The 19390-nt window shown below is 40.0% G+C and carries 22 protein-coding genes and 1 riboswitch; of the genes, 11 read left to right on the forward strand and 11 right to left on the reverse strand.

All coding sequences use genetic code 11. From position 1 onward, the window contains the following. Position 1: 1 nt before the first annotated feature. Positions 2–1330 (reverse strand): serine hydrolase, encoded by a 1329-nt coding sequence (locus tag J3L18_RS08705; RefSeq protein WP_223266199.1) that lies wholly within the window; start codon positions 1328–1330, stop codon positions 2–4. Beyond that, positions 1304–1498, forward strand: a riboswitch (cobalamin riboswitch). (Overlaps the previous gene by 27 nt.) 120 nt (positions 1499–1618) lie before the next feature. Between J3L18_RS08705 and J3L18_RS08710 the strand changes: the two genes are divergently transcribed. The 4 genes from J3L18_RS08710 (at position 1619) to J3L18_RS08725 (ending at position 5720) form a co-directional block, all read left to right on the forward strand. Beyond that, positions 1619–3571: a TonB-dependent receptor plug domain-containing protein gene (locus J3L18_RS08710; RefSeq protein ID WP_189549292.1), complete on the forward strand. Its 1953-nt coding sequence runs from the start codon at positions 1619–1621 to the stop codon at positions 3569–3571. Positions 3572–3622: 51 nt separating this feature from the next. After that, the gene (locus J3L18_RS08715; protein WP_129570187.1) at positions 3623–4195 is read left to right on the forward strand and encodes a DUF6580 family putative transport protein; all 573 of its coding nucleotides are present in this window, start codon (positions 3623–3625) and stop codon (positions 4193–4195) included. Positions 4196–4280: 85 nt separating this feature from the next. Continuing rightward, a complete protein-coding gene (locus J3L18_RS08720) occupies positions 4281–4967 on the forward strand; it encodes an SIR2 family NAD-dependent protein deacylase (protein WP_129570188.1) in 687 nt (228 codons plus the stop codon). A 39-nt stretch (positions 4968–5006) separates the two neighbouring features. Further along, positions 5007–5720 carry a Dph6-related ATP pyrophosphatase gene (locus J3L18_RS08725; RefSeq protein WP_129570189.1) on the forward strand — a complete coding sequence of 238 codons (714 nt, stop codon included), beginning with the start codon at positions 5007–5009 and terminating at the stop codon, positions 5718–5720. A gap of 226 nt (positions 5721–5946) precedes the next feature. Here J3L18_RS08725 and J3L18_RS08730 read toward each other — a convergent pair whose 3' ends face one another. Together J3L18_RS08730 and J3L18_RS08735 are read right to left on the reverse strand one after the other, a co-directional pair. Further along, on the reverse strand, positions 5947–6195 hold the full coding sequence (locus tag J3L18_RS08730; protein ID WP_090525603.1) for a hypothetical protein: 249 nt from the start codon (positions 6193–6195) through the stop codon (positions 5947–5949). A 7-nt stretch (positions 6196–6202) separates the two neighbouring features. Then, positions 6203–6904 carry a DUF3291 domain-containing protein gene (locus tag J3L18_RS08735; protein ID WP_091164683.1) on the reverse strand — a complete coding sequence of 234 codons (702 nt, stop codon included), beginning with the start codon at positions 6902–6904 and terminating at the stop codon, positions 6203–6205. 74 nt (positions 6905–6978) lie between these two features. Between J3L18_RS08735 and msrC the strand changes: the two genes are divergently transcribed. Genes msrC through J3L18_RS08765 form a run of 6 tightly spaced genes read left to right on the forward strand, consistent with a single transcriptional unit; the run spans position 6979 to position 11790 of the window. Continuing rightward, a complete protein-coding gene (gene msrC, locus J3L18_RS08740; protein ID WP_129570190.1) occupies positions 6979–7455 on the forward strand; it encodes a free L-methionine (R)-S-oxide reductase MsrC in 477 nt (158 codons plus the stop codon). Beyond that, positions 7455–8105, forward strand: coding sequence for an alpha/beta hydrolase (locus J3L18_RS08745; protein WP_129570191.1), 651 nt, complete (start codon positions 7455–7457; stop codon positions 8103–8105). Before msrC ends, J3L18_RS08745 begins: the two co-directional genes overlap by 1 nt. Further along, entirely contained in the window at positions 8102–8704 is a 603-nt protein-coding gene (locus J3L18_RS08750; protein ID WP_129570192.1) for a DNA-3-methyladenine glycosylase, read from the forward strand. The genes J3L18_RS08745 and J3L18_RS08750 overlap by 4 nt, the downstream gene beginning before the upstream one ends. Positions 8705–8729: 25 nt before the next feature. Further along, the gene (gene kynU, locus J3L18_RS08755) at positions 8730–10013 is read left to right on the forward strand and encodes a kynureninase (protein WP_129570193.1); all 1284 of its coding nucleotides are present in this window, start codon (positions 8730–8732) and stop codon (positions 10011–10013) included. A 14-nt stretch (positions 10014–10027) separates the two neighbouring features. Beyond that, a complete protein-coding gene (locus J3L18_RS08760) occupies positions 10028–10882 on the forward strand; it encodes a bestrophin family protein (RefSeq protein WP_090525589.1) in 855 nt (284 codons plus the stop codon). 5 nt (positions 10883–10887) lie between these two features. Beyond that, positions 10888–11790 (forward strand): histone deacetylase family protein, encoded by a 903-nt coding sequence (locus J3L18_RS08765; RefSeq protein WP_129570194.1) that lies wholly within the window; start codon positions 10888–10890, stop codon positions 11788–11790. On the opposite strand, the gene J3L18_RS08770 is transcribed toward J3L18_RS08765, so the two are convergent. Genes J3L18_RS08770 through J3L18_RS08785 form a run of 4 tightly spaced genes read right to left on the reverse strand, consistent with a single transcriptional unit; the run spans position 11787 to position 14812 of the window. Further along, positions 11787–13169, reverse strand: a complete 1383-nt coding sequence (locus J3L18_RS08770; RefSeq protein ID WP_129570195.1) for an MATE family efflux transporter — start codon at positions 13167–13169, stop codon at positions 11787–11789. The genes J3L18_RS08765 and J3L18_RS08770 overlap by 4 nt on opposite strands. Before the next feature lie 52 nt (positions 13170–13221). Then, positions 13222–13854, reverse strand: coding sequence for an AlbA family DNA-binding domain-containing protein (locus J3L18_RS08775; RefSeq protein WP_091164649.1), 633 nt, complete (start codon positions 13852–13854; stop codon positions 13222–13224). Between the two features lie 13 nt (positions 13855–13867). Beyond that, positions 13868–14326, reverse strand: a complete 459-nt coding sequence (locus J3L18_RS08780; protein WP_091164647.1) for a GNAT family N-acetyltransferase — start codon at positions 14324–14326, stop codon at positions 13868–13870. A gap of 9 nt (positions 14327–14335) precedes the next feature. Then, positions 14336–14812 carry a DUF4442 domain-containing protein gene (locus tag J3L18_RS08785; protein WP_091164644.1) on the reverse strand — a complete coding sequence of 159 codons (477 nt, stop codon included), beginning with the start codon at positions 14810–14812 and terminating at the stop codon, positions 14336–14338. A gap of 175 nt (positions 14813–14987) precedes the next feature. Between J3L18_RS08785 and J3L18_RS08790 the strand changes: the two genes are divergently transcribed. Next, complete coding sequence (locus J3L18_RS08790) at positions 14988–15185, forward strand: hypothetical protein (protein WP_091164641.1); 198 nt, start codon at positions 14988–14990, stop codon at positions 15183–15185. A 75-nt stretch (positions 15186–15260) separates the two neighbouring features. Here the strand turns inward: J3L18_RS08790 and J3L18_RS08795 are convergent, their stop codons facing one another. The 4 genes from J3L18_RS08795 to J3L18_RS08810 form a co-directional block, all read right to left on the reverse strand. Continuing rightward, positions 15261–16055 (reverse strand): SDR family NAD(P)-dependent oxidoreductase, encoded by a 795-nt coding sequence (locus tag J3L18_RS08795; protein ID WP_129570196.1) that lies wholly within the window; start codon positions 16053–16055, stop codon positions 15261–15263. A 108-nt stretch (positions 16056–16163) separates the two neighbouring features. Further along, on the reverse strand, positions 16164–16913 hold the full coding sequence (locus J3L18_RS08800; protein ID WP_223266200.1) for a phytanoyl-CoA dioxygenase family protein: 750 nt from the start codon (positions 16911–16913) through the stop codon (positions 16164–16166). A gap of 62 nt (positions 16914–16975) precedes the next feature. Beyond that, positions 16976–18064 carry a GNAT family N-acetyltransferase gene (locus tag J3L18_RS08805; protein WP_176844408.1) on the reverse strand — a complete coding sequence of 363 codons (1089 nt, stop codon included), beginning with the start codon at positions 18062–18064 and terminating at the stop codon, positions 16976–16978. A gap of 110 nt (positions 18065–18174) precedes the next feature. Further along, positions 18175–19035 (reverse strand): glycosyltransferase family 2 protein, encoded by an 861-nt coding sequence (locus J3L18_RS08810; RefSeq protein WP_129570198.1) that lies wholly within the window; start codon positions 19033–19035, stop codon positions 18175–18177. Positions 19036–19390: the final 355 nt, after the last annotated feature.

The raw sequence follows: 19390 nt of genomic DNA on the forward strand, positions 1-19390 counted from the left end.
TTTATTGCTTTTTGCTATAGGTAAATTTAAATTTAGTTAAATGGGGCAGGTATTTTTTAGGGCGTTTGAGTTCATATTGGTATATCACCTGGCCAAGGTTTTTCAGGAAAGGCAGGCATACCGTTGTGTACTCGTATTTATTATCGTTCAGTATCCCATCTTCATTTGATTGCACGACTGCACTGAGCATAAACTCAACATTGTTTTTAAAATCTACGATATATGCATTATCAATATCATAACCATAGCTATCGCCAACTTTATTAAAGATCCTGATATTGGGATTAATAACTGCCGTGCTATCCCCGCCATAAAACAAAAACTTGCAATAAGCTGGAAAATATTCGGGGCGGTGATAAGTAGGTTTAGTGTTTTCGGTGGGGAAGGTGCTCATGTAACGATAAATGAAGCGATAGTCGTCTGCTGTTAAGTTAAAGCGCTCAGCTTTTGGGAAAGTTTCAGGGAATAACAATCGTTTAAGCACCATCTGCTGATCGGCAAGAGCGTAAATATTCTTTTCAGAAAAGTCAAGCGGTTTATTGACGAGCCGGTCGCTGCTATCTAAATAGGCTTTGCCCTGCAACATATTTTCCAGGTGCATAGGGTAGTTCGAGGCATCATATAATGCAGGTTTCTGATAAATCAATTTATCGCCGTTATAAAAATCAATAGGGTTGGTATGCCGGGTGCTTTCTCCCGCATCGCCAATAGCCAGCCTGCCTACAATACGAGTGTTATTAAGGTGATATTTTTTTAGTTTTTGATTGATCTCCGCCCGGCCAACAAATTCGTACAGGCGGTTGTACGCATCGTTATCGCTCACCAGCAAGATTTTTTTAATGTAGTTTTCAATAGATGGGAGACCTGTTGCAGATGATGTGTCCACACGTACCTTGGTTTGGCCGGAAAATGAGCTATCTGTAATCATCACCGACTTGGGGTTTAAGCCTTGCACCTTCAGCTCATTCAACTTTTCAAGGGCAAATATGGCTGTAGGAAGTTTTACTGTACTCGCCGGATAAAAATAATGCTGCGCGTTGAGGTGATAACTATATGAGGTAAAGTGAGGGGTGTTGTTTCTATCCCTGTCTATCCGGGTGTATAGTATCTGTACTTCATTTTGTGTGGGATGGTTTAGGATACCTGAAAATAATTCAGGATGTTCATGTAATAAGCCCTTAAAAAAAACGGTATCGGGTTGTTGGGCAAAACCGTTAAGTGTGCTCATGATCAGCAGTAAAATACAGAGATATTTCATCATGATAAATATAGTTATGTAATTTGAGGTTAACGGATACTTATTGTACTTTTGCAGCGCTTTAGGTTTCATTATTTGCTTAATGAATTAAAAGGGAATACGGTGTAAATCCGTAACTGTCCCGCAGCTGTAAGTTCCATAACCGTTGCCAAATCTATATAGCCACTTACTGTAAAACAGGGGGGAAGGCCAGGCAAAAGGGGAGCAAGTCAGAAGACCTGCCAAGGCATTATATGTTATTCATAGCTTTCGGGGATTGAAGCTTGAATGTGAATGCTCTTCGTTTGGCGTGTTTTCATTTTATTCATTTCCGTGTATGCTATTAAGGCTGCATTATTATTTTACACATATCAATCATACATGGAAAAAAAGTACGCTAAAATTACTTTGGGATTCGGTTTGTTAGCTGTTGGTTTATCTACCTCAGCAGCATATGCACAGGATACCACACGCACACTCAATACGGTAGTAGTAACTGCAAGCCGTTCGCCTAAAAAACTGTCAGACATTGGCCGCGTTGTTACAATAATCTCTGCAGATGAAATCAATAAATCGCAGGGTAAATCATTACCTCAATTATTAAATACGGTTGCCGGTATAACTTTTTCAGGTGCAAATAATGCCCCCGGTATCAGCACATCGGTTTTCCTGCGCGGAGCTTCATCTGGCAATACCCTTATCCTGGTTGATGGCTTCCCGGTAAATAACGCATCCGGTATAGACGGCAGCTATGATCTTAATGCCCTTTCGGTGGATTTGATAGATCATATCGAGATTTTGAAAGGAAGTGGTTCAACGCTTTATGGTTCTGATGCTGTAGCAGGCGTTATTAATATCATCATAAAAAAAGCTAAACAACAGGGATTGACCGGTGGTTTGCAGTTAACAGGCGGCAGCTATAATACGTTTAAAGAGTCGGCCTCATTAATTGGACAGGTGAAAAATACAGGCATAGCCATTAACCTGTCAAATACCGATTCAAAAGGCTTTGCCGCGGCTACAGATACCACTGGCAAAGGCGATTTTAAGAAAGATGGTTTTCACCAACGTTCGGCCAGTGTGAACCTGAGCCAAAATGTCTCATCTAAATTTATTCTTAATGGAAACCTGCAGGTAAGCCACAACACTGGCGACCTGCCTTATGGTGCTTTTACTAATGATAACGATTACACGTATAAAAACACCTTTTTATTTGGAGGCGTAGGTGCAAAACTGATTTTTCCTAAAGGTAACCTGAACGTGAACCTGTCGCAAAATACGGTTCAAAATGATTTCACCAATCTTCCGTCTGACAATGGCGGAACCCACCAGGTTACAAAAAATACAGGACGTATAACCAATGCCGAAGCTGTGTTTAATTATGAACTGAATAAGTATTTGGACATTACCAGCGGTGCAGGTTTTAAATACAGCAATACAAGCCAGTATAGTCTGTATGAGTCAACAGCTTACCAGGCACCAGCAAGTATTATCAAAGCCGGTGATGCTACTAATAACATATTCAGCGCTTATACTTCGTTGTTTTTCAAATACGATATCTTTCATATGGAGTTAGGCGGCAGATACAATAACCATAGTAAATATGGCGACAAGTTTACCTACACCATCAACCCATCGTTATACCTTGCCGATCAGTTTAAGATTTTTGGTACAATAGCTTCGGCGTTCAAATCACCTTCGTTATATCAGTTGTTTTCTCAGTATGGCAATCCTAAATTAAATCCTGAGATCACCACATCATACGAAGCAGGCTTTGACTGGGAAATTGTTAAAAATACATTGTTATTCAATACGCAGTTTTTCAAGCGTAATACCAAAGATGTAATTTACTTTTTCTCTGAATCGCAGCCGCCGTACGCTTCTTTTTATAAAAACGGACAAGAGCAAAAAGATAAAGGCTTTGAGACCGAGTTAAAATATAGCAACAATAAAATTCACGCATCCGCATATTACGCTTATGTAACAGGCAAGCTAACCGACGAAGCCGGTGCACAAACCAGCAATCTTTACCGCAGGCCTAAGAATACTTTGGGTGCCAACATCAGTTACGATGTTTTAAACGATTTTCAGGTTGGCGTTAACTACAAATATACAGGCAACCGTACCGATCAGGATTTTTCAACTTATCCTTCAAAAGCGATTACATTGAAACACTATAACCTGGTAGATTTACATCTGGAATACAAGGCAACCAAAAATCTAAACGTTTTTGGCGACCTGAACAACGTTTTAGATACTAAGTACGTAGACTGGTTAGGATATAACACACGCGGTATCAACTTCATGCTTGGTGCCAGGTATCAAATTAAATAGCGTTTGCTTATTGTTCGGATTATTAAGTAATTTTACGCCATATATAAAATCATGACCGCAAAAGATAACACCAACCGCAACCTGTTCCTGATCCTGATGATCCTGGTTGCAGCCGCATTCAGGCTTTTAGCATTTAAGTATAAAGAATTGAGCAATTTCAATCCGGTAGGTGCTATTGCGTTATTTGGCGGTGCTTATTTTACCTCAAAGTGGAAAGGTTATGCAACAGTGTTGCTTACGCTGTTTTCAACCGATATTATAATCAATTACCTGTATACTGGAAAGTTAACTTTATGGTATGGTGGAGCAGTCTGGGTTTACCTATGCTTTGCATTCATGGTACTTGTTGGTACTTTGCTTGAAAGGGTGAATGTTATTAACGTGCTTTTAGGCTCAATTGCAGCAGTTTTAATTCATTGGTTAATTACTGATTTGCCATGGTTATACGGCACGCTTTATCCGCATACCTTAGCTGGCTACGGTGAATCATTGATTAAGGCTATTCCGTTTGAGAAAAACATGGCATTGGGTACATTGGTATTTAGTGCAATACTTTTTGGCGGCTTTGAGTTGGCGAAAAATAAGTACACTTTTTTGCAGGATAAAAAGCAATTGGCTTTATAAGATAAATGAACTTAAATTTAAAGCGGATTGTTGAAAAACGATCCGCTTTTTTTATGGCCTAACCAGCCTTTCTACTTAAATCAAAATGAAAAACATAGTAATATTGACCGGAGCCGGTATCAGTGCTGAAAGTGGCTTAAAAACATTCAGGGACAGCGATGGTCTTTGGGAGGGCTATAATATTGAAGATGTTGCTACACCCGAAGCCTGGGAGCATAACCCGGTTATGGTGCAGCAATTTTATAACGAGCGCCGTAAATCTGTATTGGAAGCAAAACCTAATGCGGCCCACTATGCACTTGCTGCGCTCGAAGAAAAGTATAGGGTAACCATCATTACTCAAAATATAGATGACCTGCATGAAAGGGCTGGATCAACTAATGTGGTGCATTTGCACGGTATTATTACCCGTTCGCAATCAAGTATCAAACCAGAACTTACTTATCCTATCGATGGGTGGGAAATTAAAATGGGAGAGCTTTGTGAATTAGGCTCGCAATTGCGTGCACATGTAGTGTGGTTTGGCGAGGCTGTACCGATGATGGAACATGCAGCTGCGATATGTGCAGGGGCTGATGTATTTATGCTTGTCGGTTCTTCGCTTGCTGTCTACCCGGCGGCAGGGCTAATCGGCTATGTTGACCGCGAGGCGCCAAAGTATATTATCGATCCCAATATACCTTTTGTAAATGTTAAAGGGCCGGTTATTAAAATCCAGGAAAAAGCAACAGTTGGCGTACCTGAATTAGTGAACCAATTATTAAAAGATTAAAATCAATAATTCATTAACTTTCTAATTCAATAATTAAATATGAAGTGTATCTTCAATTGGAGCGGCGGTAAAGACAGCGCCCTCGCTTTATATCATTGCCTGCAAAATCCGGATCTTGAAATCGCCTATCTTGTAACTACGATCAATGATGCAGCCGACAGGATTTCCATGCATGGTGTAAGGACGGAATTACTGACTAAACAAACAGAAGCTATCGGCATTCCATTATATCAGATACGCCTGCCCGAAATACCGGGCATGCAGGAATATGACGATGTAATGCGATACCATTTAAACCGGTTTAAAAATGAAGGTGTAACCCATTCCGTTTTTGGAGATATATTTTTGCAGGACCTAAAAGATTACCGCGATGCACGGTTAAGCGAGGTTGGGCTCAGAGGTATTTACCCCTTATGGAAAAGGGATACATCCGAATTGATAAATGAATTTTTGAACCTCGGTTTCGGAACTGTGATAGCCTGTACCCAGCAACGTTTGGAACGCATTGTTGGTAAAGAGATCAGCCGCGAGTTAATTGATGCGTTGCCTGACGATGTTGACGGTTGCGGCGAAAACGGGGAGTTCCACACCTTCACTTTTAAAGGGCCGATATTTAAAAACCCAATTGAATACAAAACAGGGGTGAAAATTTTTAAGGAATACGCAGCGCCGAAAAACGCCGATGATTACTGCGTTTCTGCTACCGATACCAAACCTTCCGGTTTTTGGTATTGCGACCTGTTATTGGCTTGACCTTTCATTTATTCCATTAAAATCAACGCAGAATAAAATTTCGTTTTATATTATAAAATATTAATTATCAATATATTAAGTTTATTTTATTAAATCTATTATTTAGATATGGTGTAAAATAAAGACAAGCATAATTTAAAAAGCCTTTATTTTGCCAAATTAAATTCTGTTTAGAATAATACTTTTTTGCAAAAATCTGATTATCAACAGTATTAATGACCTTGTTTCAATAGTTATATCTAAAATAAGCGTCTTTATAATCGTTACGCATGTCGATAAATCGGGCAGCTATCTTTTTTAAAAACTCTTCATCAAGCAACTCAAAAACGCTGTTAACCCCGTCGGTTAAATCCATTTCCGGGATCTTGTAACTCTGCTCAAGGGAGCCCTGCTCTACCTTTACAATAAACTTATTGTTCATATTCAGGATAGAGATTTTAAAATCCGGATGGGGAAGTTCTGCAATAATTCTCATGTCTTTTTTATTTATTCAATAAACCGTTCAGCGGATCTTTTCCGTAAATGGTGCCAAAGCTCGCGATTGGTTTAAACCGCGCAAAAAGCTCTTCGCTATACCAGCCTTCGCTTCTTGTCTTTTTAATTACTTCGGCATGTTCGGGGCTTTTATATGCAAAAGCTTTGACGTGTTCCAGGCTTTCCCAAACAGAAAATGTAGCTTGTCTGTATACCGGAGCTTCGCCAACGCCAAATGAATTTATATATCCGGGAGCGGATGTCATTATGTTTGCAACGGTATCTACATTAGCCCAGAAATTCTTTAACCTGCTAAGTTTGATTGTTGCGCGTGTGAGTACGGCGACTGGGCCATTAATGTCGCTTGCATCGGGCTTGCCGAATGGCTCTTTTCCATCCCAACTCCCGTGGCTTTGCAGGGGCTGACAAATCATAGTCCAGCTTTCAGTACCTAACAGCTTCCACCAGGATGGGACGAACGACCTGTTATAAAATGCGTCAAAATTTTCCCTGCTATCCCAGCAAGCCAACAAGCCCCATTGTTGCCAGTCGGGTTCAAGGTCAAATGTTCCGTTTTTTCCAGAGCCAAGAAGTTTGTAAAAACTGCATCCTTTTTGCATCAATAGGGGAAGGCGATGAATAGCCATAGCCAACAGGGCAAAAGGAACAAACAGCTTGCGGTATCGGATTATAGTAAGGCTAACTATCATGTAAATGCTAAATAAAAGATTAAATATGATATTTGCCTTATTTAGTTTCAACGTGGCATCCTTACTTTTACATCATGGCAGAAGATCTAACAATAAATACATCGACCGATAAAGCAGAGCAATACGCAACACTTGTCCCTCAAGTAGAAGCGTTACTTTATGGCGAGCCTGACCTCGTTGCTAATATGGCAAACGTAGCGGCAGCCTTAAAAGAGCAGTTTAAATGGTTTTGGGTAGGTTTTTACCTGGTTAAAGAAAACGAATTGGTTTTAGGGCCTTTCCAGGGTCCGGTTGCATGTACCCGCATTGGCTTGGGGAAAGGCGTTTGCGGAGCGGCATGGCAGCAGGCTAAAACTTTGGTTGTGCCAGATGTTGATGCATTTCCTGGGCATATTGCCTGTAGCTCACTTTCCCGCTCGGAAATTGTAGTGCCGGTATTTAAAGATAACGAAGTTGTAGCAGTGCTGGATGTGGATAGCGAATTACTTGATCAGTTTAATGAAACCGATGCGCAATATCTTGAACAAATAGTAAAGCTTATTAATTTTTAATGAGCAGGATCTATCTTATTGCCGGTCTCGGTGCTGATACGCGTGTATACAACAATATTAACCTCAGTGATGACCATGAGGTAATTACGGTAGACTGGATAGAACCGGCTTTTATTGATACTTTAATTTCATACTCACAAAAGCTTATTTATCAATACAATATAAAATCAAACTCAGTACTGATCGGCAACTCCTTAGGCGGGATTGTCGCTGTTGAAATAGCGAAGCTCATCCCTGCCGAAAAGGTTATTTTGATTTCCAGTATTAAAACAAGTGATGAGGCGCCATGGTATTTTAAACTCTTTCACGCGCTGCCTGTTTACAAACTTGTCCCGGGAAAAGTATTTAATTTGATGGGTTTTATGATCAAACCTTTGTTTGGTCACATGAGTCAGGAGGATGCCTGGTTATTTAGCGATATGCTCAAAAGATCATCGCCGGTATTTATGAAATGGGCTATGTATGCCATTTTACACTGGAAGAACGAAGTTATCCCGCCAAACCTCTATCACATCACCGGTGATATGGATTTGGTGTTTGATTACAAAAGAATAAAAAACGCCACCATTGTTAAAGGAGGTACACATATCATGATCTTTGACAAGGCAAAAGAGATTAACAAATTATTGAAGGGGATCCTGAAAAAATGAAAATACCTGAAAGTTATTACCTGGGTAACGATGTTGTAAGTATCAGTAAAGATCTGTTAGGTAAGTATTTATTTACTTGCATTGATGGTATAACAACAGGAGGATATATTGTTGAAACAGAAGCTTATAACGGTGTAATAGATAAAGCTTCTCACGCTTTTGGTAATCGATTTACCCCCCGGACTAAAACCATGTTCATGCAGGGGGGGATTGCATATGTTTATCTCTGTTATGGTATTCATGAAATGTTTAATATCGTTACCTCAAGCGATGGGCATCCGCAGGCAATTCTTATCCGGGCTATTCAGCCTACCGAAGGAATTGAAGCAATGCAGGTACGGCGCAACATGCCGGTTCTTAAGCCAACCATAACTGCCGGGCCCGGTTCGGTAGCCAGAGCTTTAGGCATTTCGCGCAATATCAATGCGTTTAGTTTGCAAGGCGATACCATCTGGCTTGAAGACCGCGGCCTTCATTTCCCTGATGATCAGATAAAAGCCGGCCCACGGATAGGGGTAGCCTACGCTGCCGAAGATGCCTTGCTGCCTTACCGTTTCTATGTGAAAGGCAATATTTACGTAAGCAAGCCCAACAAATAAGCTTCCTATTTTGTAATATTGGCGAATGAACTATCAAAACGATCTGGCGTTTGCCCGGCAGCAGGATGAGCAGGATTCATTAAAAAATTTCCGAAGTCGTTTTTTAATTCCCCAGCACAATGGTGAAGACGCGGTTTACCTTTGCGGTAACTCGCTTGGCTTGCAACCGGTTTCCGCGCAACAATATTTAGCCGATCAATTAAACACCTGGAAAAACCTTGCTGTTGAAGGTTGGTTTCAGGGAGATGATCCCTGGCTTGATTATCACAAATCTATTACCGGCTCAATTGCCGGCCTTGTAGGCGCGCAGGAAAATGAAGTAACCATAATGAATTCACTTACAGTAAATCTTCATTTACTGTTGGTAAGTTTCTATAAACCAGATATTAAACGATTTAAGATAATAATGGAGGGAGGCGCTTTCCCTTCAGATCAGTATGCTATAGAAAGCCAGGTTAAGTTCCATGCACTTGATCCTAAGGAAGCTATAATCGAGATTTTCCCACGTGAGGGCGAGGTTATTTTACGTACCGAAGATATCCTCAAAACTATCGATGAAAATAAAGAAGAGCTTGCTTTAGTGTTGTTTGGTGGGATCAATTACTACACCGGCCAGTTTTTTGATCTGAAAGCAATTACGGATGCCACCCACGCCGCAGGCGCCTATGCCGGTTTTGACCTGGCCCATGCTGCGGGGAATGTTCCCTTGCAGTTGCACGATTGGGGCGCTGATTTTGCCTGCTGGTGTTCGTACAAATACATGAACTCCGGACCGGGCGGTATAAGCGGCATTTTTGTGCATGAAAAACATTTTGCCGATAAGGAATTGAACAGATTTGCGGGTTGGTGGGGATATCGTCGTGATAAGCAGTTTTTGATGGCCCCGGGCTTTGACCCGGAAGTTGGGGCAGCCGGCTGGCAGATAAGCACCAGTCCAATTCCGCTCCTCGCTTTATTTAAAGCTTCTATGGCTATTTTTGATGATGCGGGCGGGTTAGATACCCTTCGTCAAAAAAGCATTCATTTAACGGGATATTTGGAGTTTTTGATTCAGGGCATTAATAAAGAGCAGGGTGAAGTGATCTATAAGATCATCACACCCGCCGATCCAGTTGCCCGCGGCTGCCAGCTTTCAGTGGTATGTAAACGAAATGCCAAAGCTATTTTCAACTACCTTGCGCAAAATGGCGTAATAGGAGACTGGCGCGAACCGGACGTGATCCGCCTGAGCCCTGTACCGCTTTACAATACATTTGAGGATGTTTACCAAGCAGCCAGGTTGATGGCTGATGCATTAAAAGCTGTTTAAATTTTCAGAGTTATATGGTTTATTACAATCCCAAAGAGTGGTTTTCATTCATTTTTAAAATAAACAAGGCCGAAACGCTGCGCGAGTTATTTCCACTTATGCTTGCCGTAGGTGCATATGCAGGTGTTGTTACTTATTTCCTGATTGATTTTTGGCAGCTACCCGATACAAGCATACTTAAGAAGGTAATCTTTATTCATCAAACAATAGGTTTTGTATTCTCCTTATTACTGGCATTTCGTATCAACTCTGCTTATGACCGCTGGTGGGAAGGGCGTAAGATTTGGGGAAGCCTGGTTAACAATAGCCGCAACCTTGCCATCAAATTAAAACATCTGATTGGCGAAAATGAACTGGCTTTTTTTAATTACGCTATTCCGCGTTATGCAAGGGCCCTGAGAGATCATTTACGGGATGAATATGTTCCGGAGGAGCAGTCGTTCATCAGTGTTGATGCACAAAAACATGTACCCAACCAGGTAGCTTCTGAAATGATTAAAAACATTTACAGGTTAAATAAAGAAGGCGCTATCAACCCGGAGCAATTGTTTAGTATAACAGCTGAAATTACTTCTTTTACAGATATTTGCGGTGCATGTGAACGAATTAAGAAAACGCCTATTCCGTTTTCGTACAATGTTTTTATCAAGAAATTTATTTTTACGTACATCATGACCCTGCCTTTTACCTGGGCCTTTGATCTCAAATATTTTATTATTCCGATAATCTGCTTTGTACTTTTTGTTTTTGCGAGTATTGAGTTATTAGCTGAAGAAATTGAGGATCCTTTTGGTCGGGATGCTAATGATTTACCGTTGGATAGCATTTGCGACAATATTCAAAAACATGTTGGAGAGTTGATAGGATAGAAGGTATGCTCAAAATAGCTTACGATCCGATATATGCCCATCCGCTGCCCGAAGGGCATCGCTTTCCTATGCTGAAGTATGAACTGATCCCGGGCCAGTTATTATATGAAGGCGTGATAGGTAGGGATAATCTGTTTTCGCCGGGGCTGCTGGAAGAAAATATCATTACCCGTACCCATGATGAAAATTACTGGCACCAGCTTCGAGACCTCACGCTTTCACCGAAGGAACAACGCCGCACGGGTTTTCCTTTATCGGCGCAATTGGCTGAACGGGAGATCAGGATAGCAAAAGGCACAATTGATGGCTGCCGGTACGCTTTTGACGATGGTGTCGCGTTCAATGTTGCAGGCGGTACACATCATGCAGGCAGTAACTGGGGCGAAGGTTTCTGCTTGTTAAATGACCAAGCTATTGCAGCTAATTATTTATTGGACAATAAATTAGCTACATCTATCTTAATAATTGATTTAGATGTGCATCAAGGCAACGGCACAGCTGAGATCTTTAAAAATGAGTCCAGAGTATTTACTTTCTCAATGCATGGGGCTAACAATTTCCCTTACAGAAAGGAGCAATCTGATCTGGATATCCCTTTACAAGACGGCGTAAGTGATGGCGAGTTTCTCGACATACTTAAAACAACGCTGCCGCGATTGATTGAGCAACATAAGCCCGATTTTATCTTTTACCTTTCGGGTGTTGATATTTTGGCTACTGATAAGCTGGGTAAGCTTGCATTAAGTAAAGACGCATGTAAAGCCCGCGATCAGTTTGTTTTTGAACAATGCGTCAAACACAATGTCCCGGTGCAGGTAAGTATGGGAGGAGGGTATTCACCACAAATTAAAGATATTGTAGAAGCGCACTGTAATACGTTCAAGGCGGCTATCGACCTCTATTTTTAATCCTTTGCTATTACTGGTATTACCGGCTTTTGCTTACGGCTTTTGCTAAGCAGGTTAAACCGTGCAAATAAAAGTACCGAGGCAGTCCCGAGGCCCAGCACAAGGCCATACCAAACCCCATAAACCCCAAGGTTTAATTTAATACCAAGCAGGTAACCAACAGGCAAACCAATTATCCAGTACGCCAGAAAAGTAATAACGGTTGGGATATTTACATCGCCCATGCCCCTTAGCACACCAAGCCCAACAACCTGTGCGCCATCAAACAGCTGAAAAAATGCTGCAATTATAAGTAACTGTGATGCAATAGTTATTACTTCTGTATCCGAAGTAATAATCCATGGTAAAAGATGCCTGCCTAAAGCAAATACTACTGCTGTAAACGTCATGAAAAGCAATACAATGTGATAATTGGAGATAGCCGCAAGCCTTAAATTACGATGATCGCTTACACCAAAATAGTTACCCGATTTAATTGCTGCAGCCGCACCAATGCCGCTTGCCATCATATAAGTCATGGATGCCATAGTTATAGTAACCTGGTGTGCAGCCTGAGCAACTATGCCGATGGTGCCAACCAATAATGCAGCGCCGCCAAAGGCGCTGATCTCAAATGTGTACTGCATTGCCACAGGCGCACCGATTTTCATGATCTGGATACCTCGAAGCCTATCGATATTCTTAATGGCAAAATCTGTTAAATAAGTTTTAAAATTTTTTGAACGGAAAACATAGATACCCATAACAGTTGCCATTAAGCAACGATCAATCAGTGTACTGTAGCCAACACCTCTGATACCCATTGGTTGGATGCCAAACAGGCCCTTAACAAAAATTATCCCGAACAAAATATTAATAAGGTTACCCCATATAGATATCATCATAGCTTGCTTGGTGAAACCCAACCCTTCTGCAAATTGCTTAAACGTATTAAAAATAAGCAGGGGTATTAGGGACAAGCTAAGCAAAAATAAATATGGCTTAGCCTCTTTTACAACCGCTGGCGACTGGTCAAGATGGCCGATAAGTAACATGGTGCCAAAGTAAATTCCGCAAAACAGGATAATTCCGCTCAGCATATTCAGGAATAAACTATTGGATAATAACAGACCGCATTCTTTATGATTTTTTCGGCCATTATTTTGGGCGATAAGTGGCGTTAAACCATAAGATATCCCCATACCAATCACCAGCGGAACCATGAACAGACTGTTTACGGTTGATACCGCGGCCAAAGAAACAGTGCCCGCAAAATGCCCCACAATGATGGTATCAGACATTTGAACGAGCGTATGCCCTACGTTTGATATAATTACCGGGATAGCCAACTTAAGGCTTTCAAGATAATAAGGTTTGTATTTTTGGTAAACGGCTCTCATAATTACTCAGACAACAGGAGCGTAAAAGTAACCATTCGGGTACACACAAAAGTCAGCAGGCTGTATAATATTCTTCCTTTTCGGTTGTGTTGATTTTGATCAGGCCTGATAATATCAGGTCAACAAGTACATTCTGAGCACGCCGGCGCCCAACTTTAAGCAGTTCACTGCATTCTTTTATGGTAATGCGGCCAGCTTTTTCCAAATGGCCAAGCAAGGTACTTTCGTTTTCAGAATACTCAATTAAAACACCCTGATCATTTGACGAACGTTTTAAAACTTCCAGCACAATTTTACTGGCTAATACGCTTTTATCTTTAACGCGTACGTAAGCCCACCATTTACCATCCTCGGCGAGAGCATAATGAGGCTTTAGCTCGCTTGAGGTTATCTCTACAACGAGTACCAGTTTATCATCAAAATATACCTCTTCAAAAACAGGTTCAAGCGCCGGCCTCGAAAAAAAATGAGCTGCCTTTGTTATCATGTACCTTTCCTCATCGTCTGATTTTACACCTTTTATTGTGCCGTCATCAGTAACCCCAATAAGTAATTTACCACCTTTGTTGTTAGCGAATGATACCATTGTCCGGGCTATTTTTTCGCAACTGGTTATCGTTTTTTTAAAATCGACAGTAACGCCTTCACCTTCAAAAATCAGCTTCTTAACGTTTGTTTTGTTCATAGCCTTTCGATTATTATTGGGGCTTAATATATGGTGTAAAAATTTCCATCCAAGTTTCAGGGCGTGAGATGGGTGAAAAGCCAAACTGGCTGTATAAGTTGTGTGCGTCCTTTGTAGCTAAAGACCACCTTCTTAAGCCTTTCAGGTCGGGATGCTTGACAATGGTTTGTACCAGCCATTTGGAAAGGCCTATGCCTCGGTAGCCGGGTAAAATAAATACGTCGCAGATATAGGCAAACGTAGCATTATCAGAAACAACGCGCGCAAAACCCACCTGCTCATTCTTGAGATAGATGCCAAAACACATGGAGTTTTCAATTGCCCTGGCTAATTTTTGACGCGGGATGCCTTTTGCCCAGTACGATTCATTATTCAGATAATCATAAATAACATCAACGTTAAGTAGGTTTTTATCGGTTGAGATTTTGAAGCCTTTTTTTTCAAACGCTTCGTCATTCATAATTACAGTCATCAGTATAAGTTATATTGTAGTATCAGTAAAGTTTAAGTTTCGAACATATACCTCAATCATGAGGGATACGCATATTTCGCCATCTTTATTGTAAATGTCAATAGGGAACGAGCGAATAAATTTCCCAGCTGTATTTAAAACATGCTCTGCTTCGGCTATATCACTGTCTGATAGCTCGATATCAAAAAATAAATTTGTTGCTGCCGGCCTTGCGTATTTTACCGTTGCCGATTTCGACCAAACAGTAAGTTTATAACCTTTATGGCTAAATATTTGATAAAACAGGATAGGGTAAAAGGGATCTGCGGCCGAGAAAAGCGTGCCGCCAAAAATTGAGTTATTGTAGTTTTTATTAAGAAAACTCTTCCTGACTTTTACCTTTACACCGCGATAGCCTTTGCTGAATTTAACTACCCAGATACGCTGGAAAAGGAGAGGAGGGTAGAAGCGCATTACCCACTTTAATAATCCTTCGGATACCACCATAGCGCTTAAAGATCAGAAAAAAATTAAACAATAAGTGGCAAATGTGAATCAAACAGGCGTATGTTTAAAAATAAAAAGATAATAAAATCCAGAATTACCGGTAAACAATACGGTTAAAGCTTCGTTAATAGTATGGTTCATCATAAATTGATCATTTAATCAAAAGCAAATAACTATGAAAAAGCAATTTTTAAGTTTCGCACTTGTCGCGGCAATGATCGGCGCTATTGCAACCAGCTGTAGCTCGGAAAAAAAAGCAGGCGATGGCTCTGACAGTACAAAAATGGATTCAACAAGTCAAAGTGCACCTGCACCGGCGGCTACTGACACAGCTAAGACCGACACGAGCAAAAAAGACACTACAAAACATTAGAAATTTAAAAAGCATAAAAAATCCCGGCCAGGTATTACGCCTGACCGGGATTTTTTATGCTTTTTCCCTTAAGTTTTAGAATGCTGTTTTTATAACCCCGCCATCAGCGCGTAAAGTTGCGCCATTAGTTGCTGCCGATAGCGGACTGGCAATATAGGTAACCATGTTTGCAATTTCCTCTGTAGTAATAAAGCGTTTTATTAATGAAGTGCCACGCACATTAGTAAAAAAATCTTTTTCTACCTCAGTATTACTCAAACCCTGATCTTTCGCCAAAGCCTCAATAAAATCGCCCACACCTTCAGATAAAGTTGGCCCGGGCAAAACAGTATTTACAGTGACACCTGTGCTTTTAGTAAGTTCAGCCAAACCACGTGCAACTGCAATTTGAGCAGTTTTGGTTGTGCCATAATGGATCATTTCTTCGGGGATCTGATATGCAGATTCACTGGAGATAAATATAATACGGCCCCAATTTTTACTGATCATTTTATCAAAATAGGCTCTTGACAACCTTACCCCGCTTAGTACATTGACCTCAAAAAACTTCAGCCAGTCGGCATCAGTAATTTCGGTAAATGGTTTAGGTTCAAAAATGCCTACGTTGTTTACCAAAATATCAACTTCCGGCAGTTGCGCTGTTAGCGCTCCAACTTGCGCAATATTTGAAAAATCAGCAGCAATGCCTTTAATTTTATGGTTACCGGTTTCGGTAATCAGCTTTTTTACAACTTCGTCAACCTTGGTTTGGTTTCGGCCATTTACATATACCGTGGCGCCCTCGTTGGCTAATGATTTTGCAATAGCATAGCCAATTCCGGCTGTTGATCCGGTTACGAGAGCTGTTTTATCATTAAGTTTAAAATCCATGATTTAAATTTTTGTTTTAATAACACAAGTGTAGCCTTGTTGTTAGTTTAAGGCAGATTTTAAAATCAAAGATTAAACAGCATTGACAATAGATGCCAAATTTTGAATTTAGCCCTGACCGGGCTGGTACATTCTTTTTTCAACAGGCTGATAATATTCGTTTAAGTTTTCCGGCACCCGGGATTTATAACCCAAAACTTGCCTAAGGTCATCACTTAATCCTTCGCCAAATTCATATCCCAAAAATCTTGGATAATCAAGCTGTTGTTTAAAAAAGGGCTTAGTAAAAGCCATGGTTAATGTCCGCCGTGTTGCATCAGTATAATTTTTACCAGCCGCATGCCACAAGTTGGAGTCAAACAAGATAATGCTGCCTCTTTTTGTATTGGCACGATCTGCATTTTTGTAAAAAAAATTACTTTCCGGCTTTTCATCGCTTTTATGCGAGCCTGACAGAAAATAAGTTGATCCGTTTTCAAGAGTAAAATCATCTAATATTATCATCATTTGAATCATTACTTTAAAATCGCCGGTAAAGCTTCTTATATCCCGATGGATGTTTTGAACATATGGTTTTTCATCTTTTAAATTGATGACCGCGCCCAGCGAATTTATAATGTAATTTCCTTTTAAGAAATGCATTATCTGATCTGCACAATATTTTCGTTCAAGAAACTTTAGTGAAAATCTTTCCCGTTCAACAAGGTGGTGTAACGTTCCATTCATGTTATCGCCTATGCCATTTGCAATTTGAATTTTACGCCTGATATCGTATGCAGGTATCAATGAATCTGTTATTTCGTCAATGAATTCATTGTCCAGAGCATTTTCATATATAATCCATCCATATTCATCCATTACCCGGTCGAATACGGCAAGGTCAGCATCGGAATAGTTAAACTTATTTTTCATTTCTGTAATTAATTAAGGTTTTCAATTGTGGTGGTTTCTGGTTCAGAGGTAGTTGACTGTGCTTTTCTGTTAGGATGACGATATAATGGAAAGAATTTAATTTCAGGATTGGGATCCACGCCCGATTTTAAAACAAGCTCGTTATATGCAGGCTCATCATTGATATAGCACCAGATCCGATCTTTTACCTGTAAGTTGGAGAAAAGCTTTTTGAAATTAAAAAGTGAGTCTTCCTTTCCACCTACGCCGCCCCCAAGGTGAAAGATCTTTTTTCCTAATCTTCTTCCAATCATGCTTATTTCATCTGTTAATAATTTACTCGGAGAGATACTCAGGTAATCTGGCGACGTGGCCGAAAGATGATTCCGAACAATGTTATCAGACAATAAAATGAGCGCTCCGCACATAAGGTTAGGCCCATTGTATATTAAAATAAGTTTGTTTTTCATGTACTCTTCATTAAGAAGGTTGATGAAATGCTGAACATCAAAATAATAATTAGATGAAGCATGGAGCCTATCCATATTTTTATAATACATTTCCGCAAAATGTTCAATTTCCTGAATTGTATCTGCCTCTTTAATAACAAAGCCCATTTTTCGCAGGCTTCTTATCTGCCGACCAAGTCTTTTGTCATAGCCATTCCGTTGTTCTTCTTCAGACATTGAAAGATCAACGTACAGCGTTGTGCCGTTATCTTTAATACCGCCAATATTCTCCAACAAATGATGCTGATTGAGGAACGGATGTAATCTTGAAAAGATACAAATGGCCAATTCTTCTTTCATAAAACCTGTAAATGCAACCTTGAATTTTGTAGTTATTGCGGTTGGCAAGTTTTCAAGGGATATGTTGGATAAAGGCCCTGAATAGCCATACACACAAGTCATATCGAAGTATTCGGAACCTTCAATTTTCCTCTTGATCACAGGTAATGCTATAAAAACTGCATCTTCTTCATAAACAAATAAAAGCGGCTCGCCTTCATTATTTAAAGAGTGATAATACCAGGTATGAAATCCCTCGTGCGCATATGACCGGTTTATATATTCGTCCCAATCTTTTCTATTACGTATGGTGAAACTTCGATAGCTCATAAGTGGTTTTAATTACGTATCTAATTATTGATTATATGCCCGAGGGTAGGGCATGGGGTGCTTGTTAGTCAATAATACGAAGCAGTTTATGCCTCAAAATGGAATAAAGTTTAAAGCAGGTATTTTACAGTATCAAAAGCCTTACGTAACCGAAACCGGCCTAATTCAAATAGTATATATCTTTTAAGATACAACATCAGCAGCATTTTCTTTTGCATTCCGCGATAGCGAAAACGCCTGATGATGAGATTAAAATCACTGATAACCATTTCCATCCGGGCATCATTCCTTATCATGCTCCAAATGCCGCCAACATGATTGCGATAGCAGCTCATAACCTCAGGCATTACATATACTTTGCGCCCGGTGTTGAATGTGGCGAAGATTTTAAAGAATTTATCGGCTGCATAGCAACTCGTATACCATGGCTCCTGAAATAATTCATGTACTTCAGGAATGTTATGATAAACAACAGTTGCTGTTTTAGTTTCTACCTGCCTGCCAACTAATAAATCTTGATAAGTATACTCAAGCGGCACAGGATTTGGCTCGATATTCAGGGTATTATTGTTGATATCAATTACCCTTGTGTAGTGGCAGCAAATAATATATTCCGGGTTATTTTCCAGGAAATTGACTTGCTTTTGCAACTTTTGTGGACTTGTCCAAAAGTCATCTCCGTCACAAAGAGCAATATATTTTCCTTCACATGCATTGATGGTATTAATTGTATTTAAATGAGCACCGCGGTTTTTTTCCGGGTAAATTATCTTGATTTTATCCGGGTATTTTTCTTTGTATGATCTCAATATTTCAGTTGTGCCGTCGGTTGAACAATCATCGCCAACAACAATCTCGTACCTAAAATTAGTTTCCTGCATCAGGAAACTTTCGATAGCCTGACTAATAAAATCTTTATGATTATAAGTTGTACAGCAAACGCTAACCATCAAGTTCTGATCTGTTATCATATAAAGAGTAAAATTTATTTTTGGAGGTCGTGCAATGCTTCGCCATATGACTCACATTATTTAACCGAAAAAGTCTATTGTGTTAAATAGCTTTAATTTTCAATTGAGTTCGATCAAAAAAATGAATAATTCCGAGCCGGCTAATACAGCATTTTTGCTATGTCAAATATATTTATTCCGCACCCAATAGCAGCTTGCAGCGGCTTATTGACTCTCAAATTGTAAACTACTTTTCATTTAGTTTACATTCATGTGAATGGCTGTAAATATCAGTTGTGCATCCGTGCAATTCGGCATAAGTTTGGGTACTTCAGATCTTAAAAATCGCTCTATAAATAATTCCTATAATTAACAT

Source organism: Mucilaginibacter gossypii (assembly GCF_017569325.2).
GTDB classification, from domain to species: domain Bacteria; phylum Bacteroidota; class Bacteroidia; order Sphingobacteriales; family Sphingobacteriaceae; genus Mucilaginibacter; species Mucilaginibacter gossypii.